Below are 25,313 nucleotides of genomic sequence, written 5' to 3'. Positions count from 1 at the left end.
GTTGACACAAGGTGTGACCCAGCAGTCAAGCCAGCATTGCATTGCGCCGATGGGTGGAGGATGCTGGGCCTGTCTCGTCTGCGGAGAACAATAAAAAGTGCAGAGCAATCACCTCAGCCGGCATGCCCGGCAAGTACTCACCGTGACCCAGGGCAAGGCCCTGGCACAGGGCCCTGGCAGCGATCCGTCGATCGCCCGCTCCTGGTTGCGTTGCCTTGAGGACTATCACCTGGACCCGGCCCAGAGCATGGCCCCGACCGTGCTTGAACATGGCCGCGTGCTGGAAAGCCGCGAACGCTTGCAGCAGGTGCTGCAGATCGCTGGCAACGAAATGAACAGCCTGCACCAGCAGCTTTCCGGCGCCGGCCATGCGGTACTGCTCACCGACGCCCGCGGGGTAATCCTCAATTGCGTCACCGCGCCCACCGAGCGGCGCATCTTCGAGCGTGCCGGGCTGTGGCTCGGTGCCGACTGGAGCGAAGCCCGCGAAGGCACCAACGGCATCGGCACCTGCCTGGTCGAGCGCCAGGCGGTGACCATTCATCAGGATGAGCACTTTCGTGGCCGTCACACCGGGCTGACGTGCTCGGCCAGCCCGGTGTTCGACCCGCACGGCGAACTGCTGGCAGTGCTCGATGTGTCCTCGGCGCGGGCTGAAGTTTCGCGCCAGAGCCAGTTTCACACCATGGCGCTGGTCAACCTCTCGGCGAAGATGATCGAGAGCTGCTACTTCCTGCGTTATTTCGAAAACCAGTACCTGCTGCGCTTTCACCTGCAGGCCGAGTCCGTCGGGCTGTTCAGTGAAGGGTTGCTGGCCTTTGATGGCGACGGACGGATTTGCGCGGTCAACCAGAGCGCCTTGAACCTGCTGGGCACCGTCCGTGGCGGCTTGCTCGGCAAGCCTGTGGATATGTTCTTCGATTGCTCCCAGAGCGAGCTGCTCAGCCGGGCCACCGCCCAGGCCAGCACCAGCTGGCCGCTGCGCACCCGCGATGGGCGCTTGCTGTTCGCCAGTTTGCGTGGTCAGGTGCAGTCGATGCTGCCTGCGCTGGCGCCGCTTGCGACGTCAGTCAAAACCGAGAAAGCGGCGGGTATCTGCCTGGTCGATCCGGCCCTGCAGAACGATTTTCGCCGTGCGGTACGGGTGTTCGAGCGCGATGTGCCGCTGCTGCTCAACGGCGAGACCGGCTGCGGCAAGGAGGCTTTCGCCAAGGCCGTGCACTTGGCCAGCCAGCGCAGCGGCAAGGCGTTTGTCGCCCTTAACTGCGCATCGATCCCTGAGAGCCTGATCGAGAGCGAGCTGTTCGGCTATCGTGGTGGCAGTTTTACCGGGGCGCGCAAGGAAGGCATGCGCGGCAAGTTGCAGCAAGCCGATGGTGGTACGTTGTTGCTGGACGAGATCGGCGACATGCCCCTGGCCCTGCAAACCCGCTTGCTGCGTGTCCTGGAAGACCGCATGGTGGTGCCGATCGGCGGCGAGCCGCAGGCGGTCAACGTGCGCATCATCAGCGCCACCCACCGCAACCTGCTGGAGCGGGTCGAGGATGGCAGCTTTCGCGAGGACCTTTATTACCGGCTTAACGGGCTTGAGATCGAGCTGCCGGCCTTGCGCGAGCGCAGTGACAAGTCGCAACTGCTGGACTTCATCCTGGCTGAAGAGGCCGGCGAGCAATCGGTGAGCCTGGAACCTGCGGCGCGCAGGGCGTTGCTCGACTTCGCCTGGCCGGGCAACGTGCGCCAGTTGCGCAACGTCTTGCGTACCCTGGTGGCGCTGTGTGATGACGGCTGTATCCGCCAATCCGAGCTGCCAGCCACTATTGTAGGAGCGGCGCTGCGGTTACCCGACGTGCCCCGCAATAGCGGTCTGTCTGAGCCACCCCTTTGCGGTGCAAGCCCGCTCCGGCAGGGGGAAGGCGAATCTCCTTTGGAGGACGCCGAACGCAGCGCCTTGCTGGTCACGCTCGAAAAACACCGCTGGCACATGACCCATGTCGCGGCGCAGTTGGGGGTCAGCCGCAATACCTTGTATCGAAAACTTCGCAAACACGGCATCGCCCGAGACGCTTGAGCGAAACACAGGATGCGATTTGTCGCGCCCTAGGCTACCCTGCCTCGACGTTTTGCGAGGTCGATCATGCACATTCATATTCTCGGTATTTGCGGCACTTTCATGGGTTCGCTGGCCGTGCTGGCCAAGGAGCTGGGCCATCGGGTCACCGGCTCCGATGCCAACGTCTACCCACCGATGAGCACTCAGCTCCAAGCCCAGGGCATCGAACTGACCCAGGGCTATGACGCCGCCCAGCTGGACCCGGCGCCGGACCTGGTGGTGATCGGCAATGCCCTGTCGAGGGGCAACCCGGCAGTGGAATACGTACTGAACAAAGGCCTGCCCTATGTGTCGGGGCCACAGTGGCTGGCTGACCATGTGCTGCAAGGCCGCTGGGTGCTGGCGGTTGCCGGTACCCATGGCAAGACCACCACCAGCAGCATGCTCGCCTGGGTGCTGGAGCATGCCGGCATGAGCCCGGGTTTCTTGATCGGCGGCGTGCCGCAGAACTTCTCGGTGTCGGCACGTCTGGGCGGTACGCCGTTCTTCGTGGTCGAGGCCGACGAGTACGACAGCGCCTTCTTCGACAAGCGCTCCAAGTTCGTTCATTACCGTCCGCGCACTGCAATCCTCAATAACCTTGAGTTCGATCACGCGGACATCTTCCCCGACCTGGCAGCCATCGAGCGGCAGTTCCACCATTTGGTGCGCACCATACCGAGCGAAGGCCTGGTGATTCATCCCACCACCGAGCCGGCGCTGGAGCGGGTGATCAAGATGGGCTGCTGGACCCCGGTACAAACCACCGGTGAAGGCGGGCAGTGGCAGGTCAAACTGCTCAGCGCCGATGGTTCGCGTTTCGAAGTCAGCTTCGAGGGCGAAACTCAAGGCGTGGTCGAGTGGGAGCTGACCGGTCAGCACAACGTCGCCAACGCGCTGGCCACCCTGGCCGCTGCTCGCCATGTCGGCGTGGTGCCGGCCATGGGTATTGCCGCGCTGAGTGCGTTCAAAAGCGTTAAACGCCGGATGGAAAAGGTCGCTGAAGTGCAGGGCGTGACCATCTATGACGATTTCGCCCACCACCCAACGGCTATCGCCACCACCCTCGACGGCCTGCGCAAGCGCATCGGCGATGCGCCGCTGATCGCCGTGATCGAACCGCGCTCCAACTCGATGAAGCTCGGTGCCCACCGCGATGGCTTGCCGGAAAGCGTCAACGATGCCGACCAGGTGATCTGGTATGCACCGCCGAACCTGGGGTGGGACCTGGCCGCCACCGCTGCCGAATGCAAGGTGCCGGCCGTGGTCGCCGACAGCCTTGAGGCGATCATCGAACGGGTCAAGAGCCAGGCCAAGCCCGGCACCCAGGTGGTGATCATGAGCAACGGCGGCTTTGGCGGCCTGCACGGCAAGCTGGCCGAGGCGCTGAAATGAGCGGGCCGGAACGCATCACGCTGGCCATGACCGGGGCTTCGGGGGCGCAGTATGGGCTGCGCCTGCTCGATTGCCTGGTGCGCGAAGACCGCGAGGTGCATTTTCTGATCTCCAAGGCCGCGCAACTGGTCATGGCCACCGAGACTGATGTGTTGTTGCCGGCCAAGCCGCAAGCCATGCAAGCCTTCCTCACCGAGTACACCGGCGCTGCCGCCGGGCAGATCCGCGTGTATGGCAAGGAAGACTGGATGTCCCCGGTAGCCTCGGGCTCCGGCGCGCCAGCGGCGATGGTGGTGGTGCCGTGTTCTACCGGCACCCTGTCGGCGATCGCCACTGGCGCCTGCAACAACCTGATCGAGCGGGCTGCGGATGTCACCTTGAAGGAGCGTCGTCAGTTGATCCTGGTGCCGCGCGAGGCTCCATTCTCGACCATCCACCTGGAGAACATGCTCAAGCTGTCGAACATGGGCGCAGTGATCCTGCCGGCGGCACCGGGCTTTTATCATCAGCCACAGACCATCGATGACCTGATCGACTTTGTCGTCGCACGGATCCTCAACGTGCTGAACATTCCCCAGGACATGCTGCCGCGTTGGGGTGAGCATCATTTTGGCGCGGATGAATGAAGCGTCAGCTTGGCGTGGTGCTGCTGTGCTTGATGGCTAATGGTTGCGCCAGTGTGCGTACCCTGGATGCGGCCAAGCCGGGAGCGCCGGTGGTTTATGCCGGAACGCGCCTGGACTTGTACGCCCTGAAGGGTGGCTGTTGCGCCATGGACCGCTTTGGCGCCGAAGCGCCGAAGTACCCAGGGCTGGATCTGCCGGGCAGCGCCTTGCTCGATACCTTGCTGCTGCCGCTGTCGGTGTTGACCGCGCTGGGAATTGGCTTTCAGGCGACGGGCGGGTTGTAGCCTCTGGTCTCATCGCGGGTCAAGCCCGCTCCTACAGCGATCAACTGTGGGAGCGGGCTTGCCCCGCGATTGCTACTTGCCCAACCGGCGCAATTCATCCGACTCGACAATCCGAATCCCGTCCTGCTCTTCCAGCGCCAAACGCCACAGCGCCCTGGCCAGTTGGCAGGCCTCGATGCCCCGGTACTTGCCTGGAATCAGCTTCGACAGCGGCCCGGCCAACCTTTCTGACAGGCGCGGCTCGATGCGATCACCCAGCAGCAGCGACGGTCGGGCAATGGTCAACTGCGGCCAGTCCTGCGCCTTCAATGCGGCCTCCATTTCGCCTTTGACCCGGTTGTAGAAGATCGGCGATCTGCGGTCGGCGCCCAGGGCGCTGACCACCAGCAAATGCCGCGCGCCCATCTCCCGGGCGCGTTTGCCGAAGGCGACGACCATGTCCAGGTCGACCGCGCGAAAGGCCTGTTCCGATCCGGCCTGCTTGATGGTGGTACCCAGGCAGCAGAAGGCGATGTCGACGCGACCCGCCAGTTGAGGGAGGAACACCGCCGGATCACCCACCGGGTTTTCCAGGTGCGGGTGTTCGGCCAGAGGGCGACGGGTTGGGGCTAGTACGCGGCTGACGGTAGGCTCGTTGAGCAGCCGATCAAGTAAATGTTCACCGGTAAGACCGGTGGCTCCGGCAAGCAGGATGTGCTGAGGCGTCAAGTACATGATGTCTCTCCCTTGATACAGTCAGCTTAGTGGTTGCTCGCATTTTTTGCATGCTCGCCTGATATGCCCGCGTCACTTTGCAACGCCTTGCGAGCTTGCTGCTGGCGCAGTCGCTGCCAGTGTTCAAGGACTGCCTTGGGGGCCCAGATCTGCGGCTCGGAGGCATCAAAGCCTTCGATCGACTCGCGTTCCGAAACGGCGGTCCTGGCCCGGTCAAAGGCCTGCTGCAGATCATCGGTCTGATTCAGGGCCTGGGCGAACAGGGCGTCACCGAAATACGTGAAATCGGCCTCTTCCGAGCAGCCGAACGACACGCGGTCGGCGCGCGAGGCGGTCATGATCAGGGTTTTTTCGTCCTTCAGCGGGGCGATATACCCACCCGAGTAACAGGCCGAGATGACAATGACTTTGTCGCGGTCTTTCAGCGGCGCCAGGGTTGCGGCCAGGGCGTCGGCGGGCAGGTCGGCCAGTTGCAGGCGCGGCTGGTCGAGTACCAGCTCGTGTTCGTGGCTGCCGTGGCTGGTCAGGTAGATGAACACAAGGTCTTCCGGCCCGCTGCGTTCTGCCAGGGTGCGCACGGCGCGGGCGAGATTCTCGCGGGTGGCCATGGGCCGGTCAGCGAGGTGGTCGCGGTGGTTGACCAGGCTGACCTGGCCGATCGCGCCAAAGCGGCTCTTGAGCATGTTGCTGACGTAGTCGGCCTCGCGCAGGAACACGCTTTGCTTGCCATCGCCGCCGAGGGTCAGGCTGTACAGTTCGATTTCTGGGGTCGAGGCCGGTACTTTCGCCAGGGCCTGGTCGAGCAGGCTGCCCTGGTTCAGCAGCGCCAGCTCCAGTGGGTCGGGCAGCAGCTTGCCATGCTCGTCGCGCACGCGTTGGCCGTTGAGCCACAGGCCGCTTTCACTGCGCCCATCGACCAGGGTCAGGCGGCCATTGCCCTGGTAGGTATCGTTCTCGAAGCCGCCGACATACACGCTGCCGTCCGCCAGTCGCAGGCGCCCGTTACCGGAAAAGCGCCAGTCGCGAAAATTGCCCTTGTAGTGGCTGTCGTCGCTGCCGATCAGCTCGCCTTTGCCGCTGAGCGAGCCATCTTTGAACTGGCCGATCCATACGTCACCGTCGGCGTTTTCGTAGCGGCCACGGCCTTCCAGGCGATTGTCATGAAAAGCGCCGATGTACTGATCGCCGTCAGCGCTGTTGAAGGTGCCGCTGCCTTCGAGCTGGCCATTGACGAAATGGCCGCTGAACTGGTTACCGCTGGCATCGCTGCGGATGCCTTCGCCATTAGGTTTGCCGCGGGCGAACAGGCCCTGGTACTGGCTGCCGTCAGCCAGTTCGAGATGGCCGGCACCGTTGTACTGGTCGTCCTTGAACTGGCCACGGTAAAGCAGGCCGGGCTCTTTCAGCGTGCCTTCGCCGTCGCGGCGGCCGAGCTTGAAGCCGCCGGTGTAGCTGCTGCCTGGCGTCTTCAGGGTGCCCAGGCCGTGGAACAGGCCCTGCTGGAACTGGCCACGGTAAACCTCGCCATTGCTACCGTGCCATTCACCCTGGCCATGCCACTGGCCGTTGAGGAAGTTGCCTTGGTACCAGCTGCCATTGGGGTAGTCGATGCGCCCGGCGCCTTGCAGCAGACCGTCGACCACTTCGCCACGATAGCGGCCGCCATCGGGCAGGCGCGCATCAGGGGGCGACAACGGTTCGCCGTCACCGCAAGCGGCCAGTAGCAGGGTCAGGGCAAGAGGAACGAGTGGGCGCATGGCGGGGTCCGGACGAGTGAGGCCCCGAGTATGCCGCAGAATGCGGCGGGTGAAACAGTCGCGAGGACGGTTTCACCCAGTGCCAGGCTCAGACGAAGCAGAGCGACAGCGGTTCGGCAATGTAGGCGGGTTTTTCCTGGCCTTCGATTTCCAGGGTGGCGGTGACCTTGAGCAGCCATTGCCCGGGTTTTTTCTCGGTGGCGTCGGCCAGGTCGACCTTGAGCCGCACCTTGCTGTCGACCTTCACCGGCTGGATGAAGCGCACGCTGTCCAGGCCATAGTTGACGACCATCTTCAGGCCTTCAGGCAAGACCAGGATGTTCTCCATCAACTTGGGGATCAGCGACAGGGTGAGAAAGCCGTGAGCGATGGTGCTGCCAAATGGCGTTTTTGCCGCCTTGATCGGGTCGACATGGATGAACTGAAAGTCGCCGGTTGCCTCGGCGAAGAGGTTGATGCGCTGTTGATCGATGGTCAGCCATTCGGAACATCCCAGTTCCTTTCCAACGTACTGCGAAAGCTCTGCAACAGGTACATAGGGCATTGTGACTCTCCAGATTGTCTTTGGTTTTCTTATCACTTCGGCAGATTCGAAAGTCTAAGATCAGCACGCCTGCCGGGTATGGTCAAGTCGGCCAAGATCGGCTTATAGCCCGGTCGTTAGCGTGCTTATAATGGCCGCCAGGCTTCAAGGAGATGCTTATGCTGTTGCGTGGTTTGACCTGGCTGGTGTTGTTCCAGTTGCTCGGGACGGCGATCAACCACCTGTTCGTGCCGATCCTTCCGGGGCCGATCATCGGCCTGCTGTTGCTGCTGGTGTACCTGATGCTGCGAGGTGAAGTCGGTGCGCCCCTGAGCGAGGCGGCCAACAGCCTGCTGCGTTACCTGCCACTGTTGCTGGTGCCGCCGGCGGTGGGGGTGATGGTCTATGCCGCGGACATTGCCGCGGACTTCTGGGCCATCGTCGGCGCGCTGGTGCTGTCGGCGCTGCTCACCCTGGTGTTTGTCGGCGTGTTGATGCACAAGCTGATGGCCCGTCAAGACAACCAGGAGGAACAGCCATGAGCCTGGACTGGAGTGGTGCCGTCGATGCCGTGATACACCATCCGCTGTTCGGCATCGGCATTACCCTGGGTGCCTATCAACTGGTGCTGGCGGCCTACGAGAAAACCCGCTGGATCTTCCTGCAGCCGGTGCTGGTGTCGATGCTGGTGGTGATTGGCGTACTGCTCACTTGTGGCCTGACCTACAGCGAGTACCGTAAAAGCACCGAGATCATGAATATCCTCCTGGGCCCGGCGACCGTGGCGTTGGCGGTGCCGCTCTACCTTAATCTGCGGCGCATTCGCCAGCTGTTCTGGCCGACCTTTACTACGCTGGTAATCGGAGGGGTATTCGCCACGGGTGCCTGCCTGTTGCTGGGCGGGTGGTTCGGCGCCGAACACATGATCCTGATGACCATGGCGCCCAAGTCGGTGACCTCGCCAATTGCCATGCTGGTGGCTGAACAGATTGGCGGCGTGGCGGCGCTGGCGGCGGTGTTCGTGTTGATCACCGGGGTGATCGGGGCGATTTTCGGCCCCGCGCTGCTCTCGCGTTGCGGTGTTCACAGCCCGGAGGCGCGTGGCATGGCCCTGGGCGTCACCGCGCATGCGGTGGGTACCTCGGTGGCGCTGCAGGAAAGTGAAGAATGCGGGGCCTTCGCGGCCCTGGCGATGAGCCTGATGGGGGTTGCCACAGCGGTGTTCCTGCCCCTGGCGGTCAGCCTGGTTGCTTGAGGAATTGCAATGACGTTACCCCTGTTTCCGCTCAATACCGTGCTGTTTCCTGGCTGCTTTCTCGATTTGCAGATCTTCGAGGCGCGCTACCTGGACATGATCGGCCGCATCATGAAGCAGGGCGGTGGTTTTGGCGTGGTATGCCTCCTTGAAGGCGAGCAGGTCGGCGCTGCGCCAACAGGCTTCTCGCAGATTGGCTGCGAGGCACTGATTCGCGACTTTCAGCAGCAGGACAACGGCCTGCTCGGGATTCGTGTCGAGGGTACCCGGCGCTTTCGCGTCGGGCCGTTCGAGGTGCAGAAAGACCAGTTGCTGGTCGCCGATGTGTCCTGGTTGCCGGAGCTTGCCGATGAGCCGCTGGAAGATGACCATCACGACTTGCTGGCGCTGCTGCAGGCGCTGGGTGAGCACCCGATGGTCGAGGCCTTGGGCATGCCGGTAGCGGTGACCGGCCAGCAGGCGCTGGCCAATCAGTTGGCCTACTTACTGCCTTTCGTCGAAGAAGACAAGCTCGACTTGCTGGCCATCGACTCACCGCGCAAGCGCCTGGAGGCTATCCAGGCGCTGCTCGATCGGCTGCAGGGCGAGCTGTTTGCCTGAGTCTCAGTACTGGTAGCGCAGCAGGGCGTGAGGCAGCGAGTGCAAGGCGAAAAACGCCAGCAGGGCGACGCAGGCCGGCAGGATCAGCCACCACACCCGTAGCGGCAAGGCCGTGAGCGGCTGGCGATTCTGGGTCAGGGTCAGGCTGGTGGCGCACACGCAGCAGGCGAGCATGGCGCCGGCGAGGATGTCGGTCGGCCAGTGCGCCCCCAGGTACACCCGCGACAGCGCGATCGACAGCGCCGGGATGCAACCCAGCAGGATCCAGGTCAGGCGCATGCGCGGCGGTTGTCCGCGTCCGGCCAGTACCGCCAGCACCAGAAAGAACGCAAACGACGCCGAGCTGTGGCCGCTGGGCATGCTGTAGGTGGTCAGCGGATCGGTCAGTACTTGCGGGCGCGCCCGGGCAAACAGCCATTTGAGGCTGCCGTTGGCCAGGGCCGTGCCGATCAGGGTGCTGCCGGCGAAAATCGCCGGGCGCCACTGGCGGGCCAGTAGCAACAGGCCAGTGAGCAGGCCGCCGAGGAAGAACTGGGTACGGAAATCGCCGAGGCGGGTGATCAGCACCACCGTACCGTCGATGGCGCGACTGCGGTTTTCTTGGATCAGGGTCATCAGGCCCTGGTCGAACTGGGTCAGGTACGGCCAGCCGAAAAACAGCCCGGTCAGGGCCAGCAGGCTCATCCCGGCAATCAGCCGGGTGCCGCGGCGCATGCTGCGCAGGCTGCTGTTGATGCTCAGGCCGATCAACACTGCCAGGCCGCCGCCGACAACCCCGGCTTGCGGCCAGAACCCTTCCGGCAATGGCAGGCGCATGGCCGCGCCAGTAGCCCAGCCTGGTAGCAGGTAAGCCACTGCCCAGCCGGCACCGGCAATCAGGCTTACCGCAATAAAGCGCGGCAGCGGCATGTCGAACATGCCGGCGACCATGGGCAGCATCGGCCGCAGCGGGCCGATGAAGCGCCCCACCAGCAGGCTGGCGATGCCGTAGCGCTGGAAGTAGGTCTCGGCGCTTCCGATCCATTCCGGATGATGGCGTAGCAGGGGCAAGCGGCGGATGTTCTGGTGAAAGCGTCGGCCCAGGGTGTAGGAGATCGCATCACCCAGCAGGCCGCCGGCAAAGCCCAGCAGCAGGGTTTCGCCCAGGCTCAGGGCGCCGCTGCCGGCCAGTACGGCGACGGCGAACAGCAGGATGGTGCCGGGGACAATAATCCCGGCAATTGCCAGGCATTCCACGCAGGCCACCAGAAAAATGGCCAAACCCAGCCACTGCGGGTTGGCGCTGAGCCAGGTGGTCAGGCTGTCGAGCCATGGGCCCATCGTGTCAGTTTCCTTGTGTCAGTAAAAAGTAGTCCCGGCCTTCGACTTGGCCCCGGCGCAGCGGGTTCCGTGTGCAATGGCGGGCGAAGCTGGCATCGACGAAACGGTAGGGCAGGTGTTCATCGCGGCCGTGGGGAATTCCCAAGCGGGTGGTCTGGATAATCTGTTTCACGTTGATACCGCAGTCTTCGACAAACAGCTGTTCGGCATCGAAGCGTTTGCCGTCCCAGTGCGGCACTTTCAGGCCCAGGGCTTTGCACAGCAGGGTCTGGCCGGCGCACAAGCGTTCGGGCGGGCGCGCCTGGCCGTTGGCGTCGGGGTTGTTGCGTTGCATTTGCGCCAGGCTGTTGTCGTCCGAAAGGGCGTCGACGAAGGGGTAGGCCGACTTGATCAGCACCGCATTGCCCGGGCCGTGGGCGCTGAAGTTCAGCGAGTCGCCGCCGCGGGCGTAGTACATGTAGATGTGCCCGCCATCGAGGAACAGCGCCCGGCGCTTTTCCGTGTAGCCGAGGGAGGCGTGGCTGCCCTTGTCGGTGAGGTAGTAGGCCTCGGTCTCGATGATCCGTGCCGCCAGCCAGTACGGGCCGTGGCGATGACGGATGACCTTGCCCAGCAGGGCCTTGGCCAGTTCTTCGGCGTCGCGATCGAAGAAACTGTCGGGCAGGGCCTGGAGCGGGCAGGGGGCGGAGTCGGGCATGTTGGCGGGTTCGCGGGTGGACAGGTGGGCGATGATAGCAATTTCTGTCTTAACCAACCCTGAATGGCCGAAGTGCACTGTTGGAGCAACTGTCTGTGGGCGGCTTCAGCGCTGGCAAGCCAGCTCCCACACGTCTTGCAACAACCCTGAGAGCACCGTCAATCCTGTGGGCGCGGCACTCTTTTCGACCATCCGCCTGTCACCGCTGGGCGTGGGGCCGCACGACAGCTATAATCATCCGATTTTCCCCTTCGCCAAGACCACTGAGCCCATGACTGAGTCCGTTCTTGACTACATGACCCGCCTGGGGCGCGCTGCCCGCGCGGCTTCCCGCGTGATCGGCCGTGCCAGCACTGCGCAGAAGAACCGCGCCCTGCAAGCTGCCGCCAACGCCCTGGATGCTGCCCGCGCCGAGCTGACCGCCGCCAATGAGCTGGACCTGGCCGCTGGCCGTGCCAATGGCCTGGAACCGGCCATGCTCGAGCGTCTGGCGCTGACCCCGGCGCGCATCGACAGCATGATCGTCGGCCTGCGTCAGGTGGCCAGCCTGCCGGACCCGGTCGGTGCGATCCGCGACATGAGCTACCGGCCGTCGGGTATCCAGGTCGGCAAGATGCGTGTACCGCTGGGGGTGATCGGCATCATCTACGAGTCGCGGCCGAACGTGACCATCGACGCCGCCAGCCTGTGCCTGAAGTCGGGCAACGCCACCATCCTGCGTGGCGGCTCCGAGGCCATCCACTCCAACCGCGCCATTGCCGCCTGCATCCAGCGCGGCCTGGCCGAGGCCGGCTTGCCGGCAGCGGTGGTGCAAGTGGTGGAAACCACTGATCGCGAAGCGGTCGGCGCGCTGATCAGCATGCCGGAATTCGTTGATGTCATCGTGCCTCGTGGTGGCAAGGGTCTGATCGAGCGCATCAGCCGCGACGCACGGGTGCCGGTGATCAAGCACCTGGACGGTATCTGCCACGTTTACGTGGCCGAGCATGCCGATCTGGACAAGGCCCGGCGCATCGCCTTCAACGCCAAGACCTACCGTTACGGCATCTGCGGGGCGATGGAAACCCTGCTGGTCGATCAGTCGGTAGCTGCGGAGTTCTTACCGGAAATGGCCCGCCAATTTCGGGAAAAAGGCGTCGAACTGCGCGGTTGCGAGCGTACCCTGAAAATCATCGAGGCGGTGCCGGCGACGGAACAGGACTGGAGCACCGAATACCTCGCGGCCATTCTGTCGATCCGTGTGGTGGACGGCCTGGACCAGGCGATTGAACACATTAACCGGTATGGCTCGCACCATACCGATTCCATCGTGACCGAACATCAGGCACAGGCTCGCCAGTTCATGGCCGAGGTCGATTCGTCCTCGGTGATGATCAATACACCGACCTGCTTTGCCGACGGTTTCGAGTACGGCCTGGGCGCGGAGATCGGGATTTCCACCGACAAGCTGCACGCCCGCGGCCCGGTCGGCCTGGAAGGCCTGACCTGTGAGAAATACGTGGTGATCGGCGACGGTCAGTTGCGCGGACAGGAGTCGCTCTGACTTGGCCGAGCGCAAGCCGCCCGCCCGCCTCATGACGATGTCGCCCGCCCGGCGCATCGGTGTGCTCGGCGGGACATTCGACCCGGTGCATATCGGTCACCTGCGCAGTGCGCTGGAGGTGGCCGAAGTGCTGGCGCTGGACGAGCTGCGGCTGATGCCCAATGCCCGCCCGCCGCACCGCGACACGCCGCAGGTGTCGGCACAGGACCGTCTGGCGATGGTCCAGTGCGCTGTTCAGGGCGTGCCAACGCTGTCGGTCGATGCCCGCGAGCTTGCCCGCGACAAGCCGTCGTACACCATTGAAACGCTGGAACTGATGCGCGCCGAAATGGCCGCCTCGGAGCAACTGTTTCTGCTGCTGGGCTGGGACGCGTTCTGCGGCCTGCCCAGTTGGCACCGTTGGGAAGAATTGCTGCAACACTGTCACATCCTGGTGCTGCAACGCCCGGATGCCGACGTCGAGCCGCCGGATGCCTTGCGCAACTTGCTGGCAGCGCGTTCGGTCAGTGATCCGCAGGCCCTCGAAGGGCCTGCCGGGAATATTGCATTCGTCTGGCAGACACCGCTTGCGGTGTCTGCCACGCAGATCCGACAGCTGCTGGCCAGCGGCAAGTCGGTGCGGTTTCTGGTGCCGGACGCAGTACTGGCCTACATCGATGCGCACAACCTTTACCGTGCGCCGAACTGAGGGTGCTGAGAAGCGCCTTACATTATTGAGTTGAATGAGTTTTATATGACCAAGCAAAAACACAACGCCGTCAGCGCCGAAGAACTGGTCGAACTGACCAAGTCCGCCCTGGAAGACGTCAAGGCCCAGGACATCCAGGTCATCGACGTGCGCGAAAAGCACAGCCTGACCGATTACATGATCATCGCCACCGGTACTTCCAACCGCCAGATCAGTGCGATGCTGGAAAAGGTTCGCGAACAGGTCAAGGCCAAGGGCGTGCAGCCTCTGGGTGAAGAAGGCAAGGGCGACAGCGACTGGGTGCTGCTCGACCTCAACGACGTCATCGTCCACATGATGACCGCCGCTGCCCGTCAGTTCTACGACCTCGAACGTCTGTGGCTGGGCGCCGAGCAGAGCCGCGCCGCCGATGGCAAGCACCACAGCCCGGAAAACACCCACGACTTTTCAGACAAGCTCAAAGACCGGGAATAAGGAACGCTCGTGCGTCTGCGTCTGATCGCGGTCGGCTCGCGCATGCCCAAGTGGGTCGAGGACGGTTGGCATGAATATGCCAAGCGCCTGCCCTCGGAGCTGTCGCTGGAGCTGGTGGAAATACCGCTCAATACCCGGGGCAAGAATGCCGACGTCGCCCGTCTGATTCGTCAGGAGGGTGAGGCCATGCTCGCCAAGGTCCAGCCAGGGGAACGGATTGTCACCCTGGAGGTCCATGGCAAGCCCTGGAGTACCGAGCAACTGGCGGTCGAGCTGGACCGCTGGCGCCTGGACTCGCGTACGGTCAACTTCATGGTTGGCGGCCCCGAAGGGCTGGCGCCGGAAGTCTGTGCGCGGGCCGAGCAGCGCTGGTCGCTGTCGCCGCTGACACTGCCCCACCCGTTGGTAAGGATACTGATCGGCGAACAGCTGTACCGCGCCTGGACCGTATTGTCCGGGCATCCCTACCATAAATAAGCCTTAAGCCCTTTCAATGTCGCAGCCGATTCGCCTCAAGGATCACGAGAAAGACGCCCGCCTGGTGCGTAGCCGCGTCGTGGTCGGTGCAGTGGCGATCGTCCTGCTGATCTGCGTGTTGATTGCCCGCCTGTATTACCTGCAGGTGATCCAGTACGACTATCACTCGACCCTGTCGGAAAACAACCGGGTGCATGTGCAGCCGATTCCGCCGACTCGCGGGCTGATTTTCGACCGTAACGGGGTGATCGTCGCCGACAACCGGCCAAGTTTCAGCCTGAGCATGACCCGCGAGCGCTCCGGCGACTGGCAGCAGGTGCTCGACGTGATCGTCGAGGTGCTGGAACTGACCCCGGATGACCGCACCCTGTTCGAAAAGCGCATGCGCCAGGGGCGTAGGCCGTTCGAGCCGGTGCCGATCCTGTTCGAGCTGACCGAGGAGCAGATCGCCCGTATCGCGGTGAACCAGTTCCGGCTGCCGGGTGTGGAAGTGGTTGCCCAGTTGGTGCGCCATTACCCGCAGGGTGCGCATTTCGCGCATTCGGTCGGCTATGTCGGGCGGATCAACGAGAAAGAGCTGAAAACCCTCGACCCGGTGAACTACAGCGGCACCCACCATATCGGCAAGACCGGCATCGAGCGCTTCTACGAGCCGGAACTGCACGGCCAGGTGGGGTACGAAGAGGTCGAGACCAACGCCCGGGGCCGCGTGTTGCGGGTGCTCAAGCGTACGGACCCGATCCCCGGCAAGGACATCGTCCTGAGCCTCGACATCAAGCTGCAAGAGGCCGCCGAGGCTGCATTGGGCGGGCGTCGCGGGGCCATTGTCGCCCTCGATCCGAACACCGGCGAAGTGCTGGCGATGGTCAGCCAGCCGAGCTTCGACCCCAACCTGTTCGTCACCGGCATCAGCTTCAAGGCCTACGCCGAGCTGCGCGACTCGATCGACCGGCCGCTGTTCAACCGCGTGTTGCGCGGCTTGTATCCGCCAGGCTCGACGATCAAGCCGGCGGTGGCGATTGCCGGCCTGGACAGTGGCGTGGTCACCGCATCGAGCCGGGTGTTCGATCCGGGCTATTACCAACTGCCCAATTACGACCACAAGTACCGCAACTGGAACCGCAGCGGTGATGGCTGGGTGGACCTGGACACGGCGATCATGCGTTCCAACGACACCTACTTCTACGACCTGGCGCACAAGATGGGCATCGACAAACTGTCGTCCTACATGAACCGCTTCGGCATCGGCCAGAAGGTCTCGCTGGACATGTTCGAAGAGTCGCCGGGGCTGATGCCGTCGCGGGAATGGAAACGTGCCACCCGCAAGCAGGCCTGGTTCCCGGGGGAAACCCTGATTCTCGGGATCGGCCAGGGCTACATGCAGACCACGCCGTTGCAACTGGCCCAGGCCACCGCGCTGATCGCCAGCAAGGGCAAGTGGAACCGCCCGCACCTGGCCAAGACCATCGAGGGCCTGCCGCCGGTGGACGAAAACCCCATGGACGACATCGTCCTGCGCGACAAGTCGGACTGGAACAAGGTCACCCACGGCATGGAGCAGGTGATGCACGGTGCCCGGGGTACCGCGCGCAAGGCCTCGGTCGGCGCTCAGTACCGGATTGCCGGCAAGAGTGGTACCGCTCAGGTGGTAGCGATCAAGCAGGGTGAGAAGTACGACCGCAACAAGCTGCAAGAGCGCCACCGCGACCACGCCCTGTTCGTTGGCTTCGCGCCGGCCGACAACCCGAAGATCGTGGTCTCGGTGATGGTCGAGAACGGCGAGTCCGGCTCCGGCGTCGCCGCGCCGGTGGTGCGCCAGGTGATGGACGCCTGGCTGCTTGGCCCGGACGGCCGCCTCAAGCCTGAATTCGCCAACCCCACCGTTGCCCAGGAGCCTGCCCCGTGATGAGTAACTTCGATCGCATGCTCTCCAGCGAGGATGTGATGCGGCGCCGCGCCAGTTTCCTGCAGCGCATCCATATCGACGGGCCGTTGCTGATCCTGCTGCTGACCCTGGCGGCCGGCAGCCTGTTCGTCCTCTATTCGGCCAGCGGCAAAAACTGGGACCTGTTGCTCAAGCAGGCCAGCTCCTTCGGCATCGGTCTGGTGTCGATGTTCGTGATTGCCCAGCTCGAGCCACGCTTCATGGCCCGCTGGGTGCCTCTGGCCTATGTGGTCGGGGTGATCCTGCTGGTGGTGGTTGACGTCATGGGCCACAACGCCATGGGGGCCACTCGCTGGATCAACATCCCCGGGGTGATCCGCTTCCAGCCCTCGGAGTTCATGAAGATCATCATGCCGGCGACCATCGCCTGGTACCTGGCCAAGCGCTCGCTGCCGCCGCACCTCAAGCACGTGATGATCAGCCTGATCCTGATTGGCGTGCCGTTCATCCTTATCGTGCGCCAGCCGGACCTGGGCACCGCCTTGTTGATCCTGGCCTCCGGCGCCTTCGTGCTGTTCATGGGCGGCCTGCGCTGGCGTTGGATCCTCAGCGTGGTGGCGGCGGCGGTGCCGGTGGCGGTGGCCATGTGGTTCTTCGTCATGCACGACTACCAGAAGCAGCGGGTACTGACCTTCCTCGACCCGGAAAGTGACCCGCTGGGCACCGGCTGGAACATCATCCAGTCGAAAGCGGCGATCGGTTCGGGCGGCGTGTTCGGCAAGGGCTGGCTGCTGGGCACCCAGTCGCACCTGGATTTTCTCCCGGAAAGCCACACCGACTTCATCATCGCCGTGCTCGGCGAGGAGTTCGGCCTGGTCGGCATTTGCGCACTGTTGCTGATCTACCTGCTGCTGATCGGCCGCGGCCTGGTGATTACCGCCCAGGCCCAGACGCTCTACGGCAAGCTGCTGGCTGGCAGCCTGACCATGACCTTCTTTGTTTATGTGTTCGTCAATATCGGTATGGTCAGCGGCTTGTTGCCGGTAGTAGGTGTGCCGCTGCCCTTCATTAGCTATGGCGGAACTTCGTTGGTGACGCTGCTGTCAGCGTTTGGGGTTTTAATGTCGATCCATACGCATCGCAAATGGATTGCGCAGGTTTGAATAAGGTGAAGAATTACATGCAAGCAATGCGTGGCTGGGCGGCTCGCTGTGCGCCTTGGGTCGGCTTTCTGGGTTTGTTCGGCGCAGCGCAAGGCGCTTGTGCCGGCGACTACGATGGCTCGCCCCAGGTGGCCGAGTTCGTCGGCGAAATGACCCGCGACTACGGTTTTGCCGGTGAGCAGCTGATGGGGGTGTTTCGCGAGGTTCAGCGCAAGCAGTCGATCCTTGACGCGATCTCGCGCCCGGCCGAGCGGGTAAAACCCTGGAAAGACTATCGCCCGATGTTCCTCACGGACGCCCGGGTCGCCCGCGGCGTCGACTTCTGGCGCCAGCACGAGGCCACCCTGGCCCGTGCCGAGCAGGAATACGGCGTGCCAGCCCAGGTGATCGTTTCGATCATCGGCGTCGAGACCTTCTTTGGCCGCAACACCGGCAACTACCGGGTGATCGACGCGCTGTCGACCCTGGGCTTCGATTACCCGCCGCGCGCCGAGTTCTTCCGCAAGGAGCTGCGCGAGTACCTGTTGCTGGCCCGCGAAGAGCAGGTCGACCCGCTGACCCTCAAAGGTTCCTACGCCGGGGCCATGGGCCTGCCGCAGTTCATGCCGAGCAGTTTTCGCGCTTACGCCGTGGACTTTGACGGCGACGGCCACATCAATATCTGGAACAACCCGGATGATGCCATCGGCAGCGTGGCCAGCTACTTCAAGCGCCACGGCTGGGTGGCCGGCGAGCAGGTGGTCAGCCGTGCCACGGTGCGTGGCGAGCGCGTCGACGAGGGCCTGAGCCCGGGCATCGACGCGGTCAAGACGGTCGGGGAGTTGCGGGCACTGGGCTGGTCGAGTCATGATGCGCTGCGCGATGATCTGCCGGTCACCGCCTTCCGGCTCGAAGGCGACAATGGCCCGGAATACTGGCTGGGCCTGAAAAACTTCTACGCGATCACTCGCTATAACCGCAGCGTGATGTATGCCATGGCAGTGCATCAGCTCTCGGACCTGCTGGTTCAAGCACGGGGCGCCAAGTAATGCGCGTAATGTTCTCCGCTACATCGCTGAAACTGCTCGGTTGCGCGGCCCTGGGCCTGGTGCTGGTGAGCTGTTCGAGCAGCCGCCCAAGCACTTCTACCCAGGGCAATACCAATGTGGTGCGGGCCAAGCCTGGCCTGGACATCAACCGGGCCCACAAGGATGGTGCACCCTGGTGGGATGTCGACGTCTCGAAGATCCCGGACGCGACCCCGACCGTGCACACCGGTAACTACAAGGCCAACCCCTACACCGTGCTGGGCAAGACCTACTTCCCGATCCCCGACTCGCGCAACTACCGCGCCGAGGGCACGGCGTCGTGGTATGGCACCAAGTTCCATGGCCAGAACACCGCCAACGGCGAGGTCTATGACCTCTACGGCATGAGCGCGGCGCACAAGACCCTGCCGCTGCCGGCCTACGTCAAGGTCACCAACCTCGACAACCAGCGCAGCGTGATCCTGCGGGTCAACGACCGCGGGCCGTTCTATTCCGACCGTATCATCGACCTGTCGTACGCGGCGGCGAAGAAGCTCGGCTATGCCGAAACCGGTACCGCGCGGGTGCGCGTCGAGGGTATCGACCCGAAACAATGGTGGGCCCAGCGTGGCCAGCCGGCGCCGATGGTTCTCGACCAGCCGCCAGTGGCCCAGACCCAGGCCATGCCGGCCAGCACCGGCACGGTCGAACAATGGACGCCGCCACCGCAGCAGCATGCCGCCGCGGTCGTGCCGCTGCAGGTTGCCAGCAACAACAGCATGGCCGGCAATGGTCTTTACTTGCAGGTCGGCGCCTTTGCCAACCCGGACGCCGCCGAACTGCTGCGCTCCAAGCTCAGCAGCATGGTCAGCGCGCCGGTCTTCATCAGTTCGATCGTGCGTAACCAGCAGACCCTGCACCGGGTCCGCCTGGGGCCGATCAACAGCCAGGGCGAAGCCCAGCAGATGCAGGACAGCGTGCGTCTGGCCAACCTGGGGCAGCCCAAAGTCGTCACGGCAGACTGATCGGGGGGACTGATCGGTTTGTCATGCAGCCGGGCGCAGCTGCCATGTACAATGGCGGTTTTGCCCGTCAGGCCATGTGCCTGTAAACGTTTTGCCCATGAGGGCATGAGCCCATTAGCCATTTCGAGAGACGGATGAACATAACCAGCTTTGCCAAACGCCTTTGCCTGCTTGTACCGCTGATGATTGCCCCTGCCGCCTTCGCGGCAGAGCAGATGATGCCGTCGCCGCCGCAACTGGCTGCCAAGTCCTACGTGCTCATGGAAGCCTCCAGCGGCAACATCCTGGTCGAGAACAATGGTGACCAGCGTCTGCCTCCGGCGAGCCTGACCAAGCTGATGACCGCCTACATCGCGACCCTGGATATCCGTCGTGGGCAGATCGGCGAGAACGATCCGGTCACCGTCAGCGAAAACGCCTGGCGCACCGGTGGTTCGCGGATGTTCATCAAGGTCGGTACCCAGGTCAGCGTCAGCGACCTGCTGCACGGCATCATCATCCAGTCGGGTAACGACGCCAGCGTCGCCCTGGCCGAGCACATCGCCGGCAGCGAAGACGCTTTCGCCGACATGATGAACAAGACTGCCAGCGATCTTGGCATGAGCAACAGTCACTTCATGAACCCGACCGGCCTGCCGAACCCCGAGCACTACTCGTCGGCCCACGACATGGCAGTACTGGCACGCGCGATCATCCACGAAGACCCGGCTCACTATGCGATCTACTCGCAGAAGGAGTTCTTCTGGAACAACATCAAGCAGCCTAACCGCAACCTGTTGCTGTGGCGCGACAAGACTGTCGACGGCCTGAAAACCGGCCACACCGACGAAGCCGGCTACTGCATGGTGTCTTCGGCGGTCCGTGACGGCATGCGCCTGATCGCCGTGGTCTTCGGTACCAACAGCGAGCAATCGCGTGCGGCCGAAACCCAGAAGCTGCTGACCTATGGCTTCCGCTTCTTCGAAACCCAGACCTTCTACCAGAAGGGTACGGAACTGGCCCAGGCGCCGGTATGGAAGGGTGCGACCAATCAGGTCAAAGCCGGTCTTGCCCAGGACCTGAGCATGACTTTGCCTAAAGGCCAATTGAAAAAGCTGGCCGCAAGCATGACCATGAACCCGCAATTGATCGCTCCGATCAACAAAGGTGACGTGATCGGTAAAGTGGAAGTCAAACTGGATGACAAGGTTGTCCACAGTGCCGACCTGATCGCGCTGGATGGCGTTGAGGAAGGTGGTTTCTTCCGTCGTGTGTGGGATAGCATTCGGCTATTCTTCTACGGGTTGTTCAACTGATATCGTGACCTGCCACGCCCCCGCCCACTCACGCGGGGGCGTTGTTGTTGCCACGGCTACGAGGCCGTTATTGCCATGAGCGAAGACGTCAAGTCGCACAAAATCGAATTCCCCTGCGCCGATTACCCGATCAAGGTCATCGGTGACACCGTGGTCCATTTCAAGGACACGGTGATCGAGATCCTCAAGAAGTACGCCGAGGTCGATCTCAAGACCCTGGCTGAGCGTCAGAGCAAGGAAGGCAAGTACACCACGGTGCAGCTGCACATCGTGGCGACCAGTGAAGACCAACTGCACAACATCAACAGCGCCCTGCGCGCGACCGGTATCGTGAAAATGGTGCTCTGATGCCCGATTGCCTCGGCTTTCGCGACCTTGGCCTGCTGCCCTACGAGCCGGTGCTCGAGGCCATGCGCCGGTTTACCGACCAGCGCGGCCCGGGCACGGCGGATGAGGTATGGCTGGTTGAACACCCGGCGGTGTTCACCCAGGGCCAGGCCGGCAAGGCCGAGCATCTGTTGGTGCCGGGTGACATCCCGGTGGTGCAGACCGATCGCGGTGGCCAGGTGACCTATCACGGCCCGGGCCAGCTGGTGGCCTATCTGTTGCTGGATGTGCGCCGCCTTGGGTTTGGCGTGCGCGATCTGGTCAGCCGCATCGAACGCTGCCTGATCGAGTTGCTGGCCAGTTACAACGTCGAGGCGGCGGCCAAGGCCGACGCGCCGGGCGTCTATGTCGACGGGGCGAAGATCGCCTCGCTCGGCCTGCGGATTCGCAATGGCTGTTCGTTTCACGGCCTTGCTCTGAACGTGGACATGGACCTTGCGCCATTCCGCCGGATTAACCCCTGCGGGTATGCGGGGCTGGCCATGACCCAGCTGCGCGATCAGGCAGGCTCGATCGAACTCTCTGAGGTAAGGGCAAGGCTGCGCGGGCAGCTGGTCAAGCACCTCGACTATGCTGAGCAGGCGACCCTTACGGGCGGAATCTTCTGAATATGACTACTGTTGTGCAAGAACCAGTGCAAAGCGTGACGCCAGCGCCACGGCCCAAGGTCGAGGCGGGTGTCAAACTGCGTGGCGCGGAAAAAGTCGCGCGTATCCCGGTAAAGATCATCCCCACCGACGAGCTGCCAAAAAAGCCTGACTGGATTCGCGTGCGTATCCCGGTTTCGCCGGAAGTCGACCGCATCAAGCAACTGCTGCGCAAGCACAAGCTGCACAGCGTCTGTGAAGAAGCGTCCTGCCCGAACCTGGGCGAATGCTTCTCCGGCGGTACCGCCACCTTCATGATCATGGGTGACATCTGCACCCGTCGTTGCCCGTTCTGCGACGTCGGCCATGGCCGGCCAAAGCCACTGGATGTCGACGAGCCGAAGAACCTCGCCGTGGCCATCGCCGACCTGCGCCTGAAGTACGTGGTGATCACCTCGGTGGACCGCGACGACCTGCGTGACGGCGGCGCCCAGCACTTTGCCGACTGCATCCGCGAGATTCGCGCGCTGTCGCCGGGCGTCCAGCTCGAAACCCTGGTACCGGACTACCGCGGGCGCATGGACGTCGCCCTGGCGATCACCGCCGAGACGCCACCGGATGTGTTCAACCACAACCTGGAAACCGTGCCGCGCCTGTACAAGGCGGCGCGCCCGGGTTCGGACTACCAGTGGTCGCTGACCCTGCTGCAGAAGTTCAAGGAACTGGTGCCGCACGTACCGACCAAGTCCGGCCTGATGCTGGGCCTGGGCGAAACCGACGAAGAAGTGATCGAAGTGATGCATCGCATGCGCGAGCACAACATCGACATGCTGACCCTCGGCCAGTACCTGCAGCCGTCGCGCAGCCACTTGCCGGTGCAGCGTTTCGTGCACCCGGACACCTTCGCCTGGTTCGCCGAAGAAGGCTACAAGATGGGCTTCAAGAACGTCGCCTCCGGCCCGCTGGTGCGTTCTTCGTACCATGCCGACCAGCAGGCGCACGAGGCCAAGATCAAGCTCTGATCGCCGTCGCAGTGCCTCAATGCCGATGCTCGCTACCCTGCGGCATCGGCATTTTTGTTTGCGGCAAGGCTTCCTTGCGCCGTCGAACGGATCGTTGATTTACTGTGGACGGATCTGTCCACACAAGGAGTCGTCTGGATGAACCTTCCCTTCACGCATCAGGCCCGCGTGCTGTCCCATGCCCAGCCGTTGCCCATGGCCTTGCCCGCTGGCGGGCTGATCGCGATCATTGCCCCGGCAGGTCCCGCCCAGGTCGATACGCTCAAGGTCAACCAGTGGTTCGAGGCACGCGGCTATCGCTGCCGGATCTACCCGGGGGTGACTGCCGCCGAGGGCTATCTGGCTGGTAGCGATGCGCAGCGCCTGCAAGACCTGCACAGCGCCTTCGCTGCCGAAGATGTCGATGCCATCATCTGCCTGCGTGGTGGCTACGGCAGCATGCGCCTGCTGGAAAACATCGATTTCGACCTGCTGCGCCGTCACCCCAAGCCTTTGGTCGGCTACAGCGACATCACCGCGCTGCACACGGCCATTGCCCGTCATGCCGGGTTCGTGTCGTTCCACGGCGCCATGCTCAAGTCGGAATTGCTGGGCAACAAGCAGGAGCCGACCCTGTCATCGCTGTTCGAGCAGCTCAGCGGCCGCCTGGGCGCCGGCGACCGCCTTGAACACCCCGATGCCTGGCCGTTGACCTCGATCCTGCCAGGCGCTGCCAGCGGGCCCTTGCAGGGCGGTAACCTGTCGATATTGTGCGCAACCCTGGGCACCCCTGCAGAAATCCACTGCGGCGGTGGCATTCTGTTTGTCGAAGACGTCAATGAGCCACTGTATCGGGTTGACCGCCTGCTGACGCAGTTGCGCCTGGCGGGCAAGCTCGAAGGGGTTCGTGGCGTGTTGCTGGGGGATTTTGCCGGAATCACGCTAGAGGCGCTGGCGCCCTTGATGCGGCAGTTCTTCGCGCCGTTGCAGGTGCCGGTGCTGGCCGGATGGCGCAGCGGTCATTGCGACCCGAACCTGACCTTGCCGCTAGGGGCCAGGGTGCACCTGGATGCCGATCGCAAGTGCTTGCGGCTGGAGCAGGACTTGTTCAGGCGCTGAATGAAAAACGCCCCTGAACAGGGGCGTTTTTGTATTGCTTAGCGTTGACGCAGGCTATCGAGCAGCTTGTGCGTCGGATAGCCGTCGGCAGGCCAGCCCAGCGCCTGCTGAGCACTGCGAATGGCCTTGCGGGTGTTGGCGCCGATAATGCCGTCGGCGGCCCCGGCGTCGTAGTTGCGGGCGCTGAGCAGGGTCTGCAATTCGACCCGCTCGCTGCGGCTCAGCGGCAGGTCATCCTTGGGCCAGGATCCGGCGATGTAACCCGAGCCATCGAACCGTTGGCCAAGCAGGCCGACGGCCATGGCGTAGGACGACGAGTTGTTGTACTTGAGGATCGCGCGGAAGTTGTCCAGCACCAGGAAGGCCGGGCCGCGGTAACCGGCCGGCAACAGCAAGGCGGCGGACAACTGCTCGCTACCGGCAGGCAAACGCACACCGGCAGGCAGTTTCAGGCCCATTTGCATCCATTCGGACACCGTCTTGCGCTGGCTGCCATCCGCCAGCCAGTAGTCGAAGCCAGGTGTCAGCTGCACCTCAAAACCCCAGGGCTCGCCGCGTTTCCAGCCGGAGCTCTGCAGGTAGTGGGCAGTGGACGCCAGGGCGTCAGCCGAACTGTTCCAGATATCCCGGCGGCCATCGCCGTCAAAATCCACCGCGTGGGTGTTGTAGGTGGTGGGGATGAACTGGGTCTGGCCCATGGCGCCGGCCCACGAGCCTTTCATCGCATCGGGCTGGATATCGCCGTTCTGCAGGATCTGCAGGGCCGCAATCAGCTGCGCCTGGGCGAAGGCCGGGCGGCGGCCTTCATAGGCCAGGGTCGCCAGGGAGCGGATGACCGATTTGTTGCCCTGGAACTGGCCAAAGTTGCTTTCCATGCCCCAGACCGAAACCAGTACATTGCGGTCGACGCCATAGCGTTGTTCGATCTGGCTCAGCAGTTCGGCGTGTTTTTCCAGCAGACCCTTGCCATTGCGCACACGCAACGGCGACAGCGCGCCATCGAGGTATTCCCATACCGGCCGGGTGAACTCCGGCTGGCTGCGGTCGGCCTTGATCACGTCCATGTCGGGGATGACGCCAAGGAAGGCACGGTCAAAGGTGTTGGTATTGATACCGGCTTGCAGGGCTTGCTGACGGAACCCCGCTTGCCATTGGGCAAAGCTTTGCAGCGGCTGGATTTCGCTGCTGGTGTCGACGATGGGGTTGGGCAGTGTCACGACCGGAGCAGGCTGGGCAGGAGCCAGCGGCAGCGCATCGGCGGCGGTGGGCTTTTCCGCGCAGGCGACAAGCAGGATGAGGCTGGAGGCGGCAATCAGCTGGCGAGGTTGCCAGCGACGGGTAAGACAAAAGGGCATGCACAGGTCCAGGTATTTCAAGTCAGGTGCCGACCATACCACGCCTG

26 protein-coding genes are annotated in these 25,313 nt (G+C 63.4%); 20 read left to right on the top strand and 6 right to left on the bottom strand.

The window, feature by feature from the left end:
* Positions 1-97: 97 nt before the first annotated feature.
* The 4 genes from PspR32_RS22815 (at position 98) to PspR32_RS22800 (ending at position 4,394) form a co-directional block, all read left to right on the top strand.
* On the top strand, positions 98-2,068 hold the full coding sequence (locus PspR32_RS22815; RefSeq protein WP_159389203.1) for a sigma-54-dependent Fis family transcriptional regulator: 1,971 nt from the start codon (positions 98-100) through the stop codon (positions 2,066-2,068).
* Positions 2,069-2,134: 66 nt separating this feature from the next.
* Entirely contained in the window at positions 2,135-3,484 is a 1,350-nt protein-coding gene (gene mpl / locus PspR32_RS22810; RefSeq protein WP_010222881.1) for a UDP-N-acetylmuramate:L-alanyl-gamma-D-glutamyl-meso-diaminopimelate ligase, read from the top strand.
* Positions 3,481-4,110 carry a flavin prenyltransferase UbiX gene (gene ubiX / locus PspR32_RS22805; RefSeq protein ID WP_159389202.1) on the top strand — a complete coding sequence of 210 codons (630 nt, stop codon included), beginning with the start codon at positions 3,481-3,483 and terminating at the stop codon, positions 4,108-4,110. The genes mpl and ubiX overlap by 4 nt, the downstream gene beginning before the upstream one ends.
* Complete coding sequence (locus tag PspR32_RS22800; protein WP_010222883.1) at positions 4,107-4,394, top strand: YceK/YidQ family lipoprotein; 288 nt, start codon at positions 4,107-4,109, stop codon at positions 4,392-4,394. The genes ubiX and PspR32_RS22800 overlap by 4 nt, the downstream gene beginning before the upstream one ends.
* 72 nt (positions 4,395-4,466) lie before the next feature.
* On the opposite strand, the gene PspR32_RS22795 is transcribed toward PspR32_RS22800, so the two are convergent.
* The 3 genes from PspR32_RS22795 to PspR32_RS22785 all read right to left on the bottom strand — a co-directional run bounded on the left by PspR32_RS22795 (position 4,467) and on the right by PspR32_RS22785 (position 7,409).
* On the bottom strand, positions 4,467-5,108 hold the full coding sequence (locus PspR32_RS22795; RefSeq protein WP_010222884.1) for an oxidoreductase: 642 nt from the start codon (positions 5,106-5,108) through the stop codon (positions 4,467-4,469).
* Positions 5,109-5,134: 26 nt separating this feature from the next.
* Complete coding sequence (locus PspR32_RS22790; RefSeq protein WP_036996977.1) at positions 5,135-6,865, bottom strand: C13 family peptidase; 1,731 nt, start codon at positions 6,863-6,865, stop codon at positions 5,135-5,137.
* An 88-nt stretch (positions 6,866-6,953) separates the two neighbouring features.
* A complete protein-coding gene (locus PspR32_RS22785; protein WP_010222886.1) occupies positions 6,954-7,409 on the bottom strand; it encodes a MaoC family dehydratase in 456 nt (151 codons plus the stop codon).
* Positions 7,410-7,567: 158 nt separating this feature from the next.
* On the opposite strand from PspR32_RS22785, the gene PspR32_RS22780 reads away from it, so the two are divergent.
* Genes PspR32_RS22780 through PspR32_RS22770 form a run of 3 tightly spaced genes read left to right on the top strand, consistent with a single transcriptional unit; the run spans position 7,568 to position 9,243 of the window.
* Entirely contained in the window at positions 7,568-7,930 is a 363-nt protein-coding gene (locus PspR32_RS22780; protein ID WP_010222887.1) for a CidA/LrgA family protein, read from the top strand.
* The gene (locus PspR32_RS22775) at positions 7,927-8,643 is read left to right on the top strand and encodes an LrgB family protein (RefSeq protein WP_010222888.1); all 717 of its coding nucleotides are present in this window, start codon (positions 7,927-7,929) and stop codon (positions 8,641-8,643) included. The genes PspR32_RS22780 and PspR32_RS22775 overlap by 4 nt, the downstream gene beginning before the upstream one ends.
* 9 nt (positions 8,644-8,652) lie before the next feature.
* Entirely contained in the window at positions 8,653-9,243 is a 591-nt protein-coding gene (locus PspR32_RS22770) for an LON peptidase substrate-binding domain-containing protein (protein WP_159389201.1), read from the top strand.
* Between the two features lie 3 nt (positions 9,244-9,246).
* On the opposite strand, the gene PspR32_RS22765 is transcribed toward PspR32_RS22770, so the two are convergent.
* Positions 9,247-10,563 carry a bifunctional DedA family/phosphatase PAP2 family protein gene (locus PspR32_RS22765; RefSeq protein ID WP_010222890.1) on the bottom strand — a complete coding sequence of 439 codons (1,317 nt, stop codon included), beginning with the start codon at positions 10,561-10,563 and terminating at the stop codon, positions 9,247-9,249.
* Positions 10,564-10,567: 4 nt separating this feature from the next.
* A complete protein-coding gene (locus PspR32_RS22760; protein ID WP_026001305.1) occupies positions 10,568-11,260 on the bottom strand; it encodes a DNA-3-methyladenine glycosylase in 693 nt (230 codons plus the stop codon).
* A 271-nt stretch (positions 11,261-11,531) separates the two neighbouring features.
* On the opposite strand from PspR32_RS22760, the gene PspR32_RS22755 reads away from it, so the two are divergent.
* From PspR32_RS22755 to PspR32_RS22695, 13 genes are all read left to right on the top strand, one after another.
* Positions 11,532-12,803, top strand: coding sequence for a glutamate-5-semialdehyde dehydrogenase (locus PspR32_RS22755; RefSeq protein ID WP_010222892.1), 1,272 nt, complete (start codon positions 11,532-11,534; stop codon positions 12,801-12,803).
* 31 nt (positions 12,804-12,834) lie between these two features.
* Complete coding sequence (gene nadD / locus PspR32_RS22750; RefSeq protein WP_026001306.1) at positions 12,835-13,491, top strand: nicotinate-nucleotide adenylyltransferase; 657 nt, start codon at positions 12,835-12,837, stop codon at positions 13,489-13,491.
* 45 nt (positions 13,492-13,536) lie between these two features.
* Positions 13,537-13,965: a ribosome silencing factor gene (rsfS, locus tag PspR32_RS22745; RefSeq protein ID WP_010222894.1), complete on the top strand. Its 429-nt coding sequence runs from the start codon at positions 13,537-13,539 to the stop codon at positions 13,963-13,965.
* A gap of 9 nt (positions 13,966-13,974) precedes the next feature.
* A complete protein-coding gene (rlmH, locus tag PspR32_RS22740; RefSeq protein ID WP_010222895.1) occupies positions 13,975-14,442 on the top strand; it encodes a 23S rRNA (pseudouridine(1915)-N(3))-methyltransferase RlmH in 468 nt (155 codons plus the stop codon).
* Between the two features lie 16 nt (positions 14,443-14,458).
* Positions 14,459-16,348 (top strand): penicillin-binding protein 2, encoded by a 1,890-nt coding sequence (mrdA, locus tag PspR32_RS22735; RefSeq protein WP_159389200.1) that lies wholly within the window; start codon positions 14,459-14,461, stop codon positions 16,346-16,348.
* Positions 16,349-16,386: 38 nt separating this feature from the next.
* Positions 16,387-17,490, top strand: coding sequence for a rod shape-determining protein RodA (gene rodA, locus PspR32_RS22730; protein ID WP_010222897.1), 1,104 nt, complete (start codon positions 16,387-16,389; stop codon positions 17,488-17,490).
* Between the two features lie 17 nt (positions 17,491-17,507).
* Entirely contained in the window at positions 17,508-18,518 is a 1,011-nt protein-coding gene (gene mltB / locus PspR32_RS22725) for a lytic murein transglycosylase B (RefSeq protein ID WP_010222898.1), read from the top strand.
* Positions 18,518-19,522 carry a septal ring lytic transglycosylase RlpA family protein gene (locus PspR32_RS22720; RefSeq protein ID WP_159389199.1) on the top strand — a complete coding sequence of 335 codons (1,005 nt, stop codon included), beginning with the start codon at positions 18,518-18,520 and terminating at the stop codon, positions 19,520-19,522. Before mltB ends, PspR32_RS22720 begins: the two co-directional genes overlap by 1 nt.
* Before the next feature lie 134 nt (positions 19,523-19,656).
* Entirely contained in the window at positions 19,657-20,817 is a 1,161-nt protein-coding gene (locus PspR32_RS22715) for a D-alanyl-D-alanine carboxypeptidase family protein (RefSeq protein WP_010222900.1), read from the top strand.
* A gap of 75 nt (positions 20,818-20,892) precedes the next feature.
* Positions 20,893-21,165 (top strand): DUF493 domain-containing protein, encoded by a 273-nt coding sequence (locus PspR32_RS22710; RefSeq protein ID WP_010222901.1) that lies wholly within the window; start codon positions 20,893-20,895, stop codon positions 21,163-21,165.
* Positions 21,165-21,812, top strand: a complete 648-nt coding sequence (lipB, locus tag PspR32_RS22705) for a lipoyl(octanoyl) transferase LipB (RefSeq protein ID WP_010222902.1) — start codon at positions 21,165-21,167, stop codon at positions 21,810-21,812. Before PspR32_RS22710 ends, lipB begins: the two co-directional genes overlap by 1 nt.
* Before the next feature lie 2 nt (positions 21,813-21,814).
* Positions 21,815-22,813 carry a lipoyl synthase gene (gene lipA / locus PspR32_RS22700; RefSeq protein ID WP_010222903.1) on the top strand — a complete coding sequence of 333 codons (999 nt, stop codon included), beginning with the start codon at positions 21,815-21,817 and terminating at the stop codon, positions 22,811-22,813.
* A 138-nt stretch (positions 22,814-22,951) separates the two neighbouring features.
* Entirely contained in the window at positions 22,952-23,911 is a 960-nt protein-coding gene (locus tag PspR32_RS22695) for a S66 peptidase family protein (protein WP_159389198.1), read from the top strand.
* Between the two features lie 38 nt (positions 23,912-23,949).
* Here PspR32_RS22695 and PspR32_RS22690 read toward each other — a convergent pair whose 3' ends face one another.
* Complete coding sequence (locus tag PspR32_RS22690; RefSeq protein WP_010222905.1) at positions 23,950-25,266, bottom strand: lytic murein transglycosylase; 1,317 nt, start codon at positions 25,264-25,266, stop codon at positions 23,950-23,952.
* Positions 25,267-25,313 lie beyond the last annotated feature (47 nt).

This window comes from Pseudomonas sp. R32, assembly GCF_009866705.1.
Classification (GTDB): domain Bacteria; phylum Pseudomonadota; class Gammaproteobacteria; order Pseudomonadales; family Pseudomonadaceae; genus Aquipseudomonas; species Aquipseudomonas donghuensis.
Note: the sequence above shows the minus strand (reverse complement) of the source record. Positions and strands in the feature narration are given on the sequence as shown.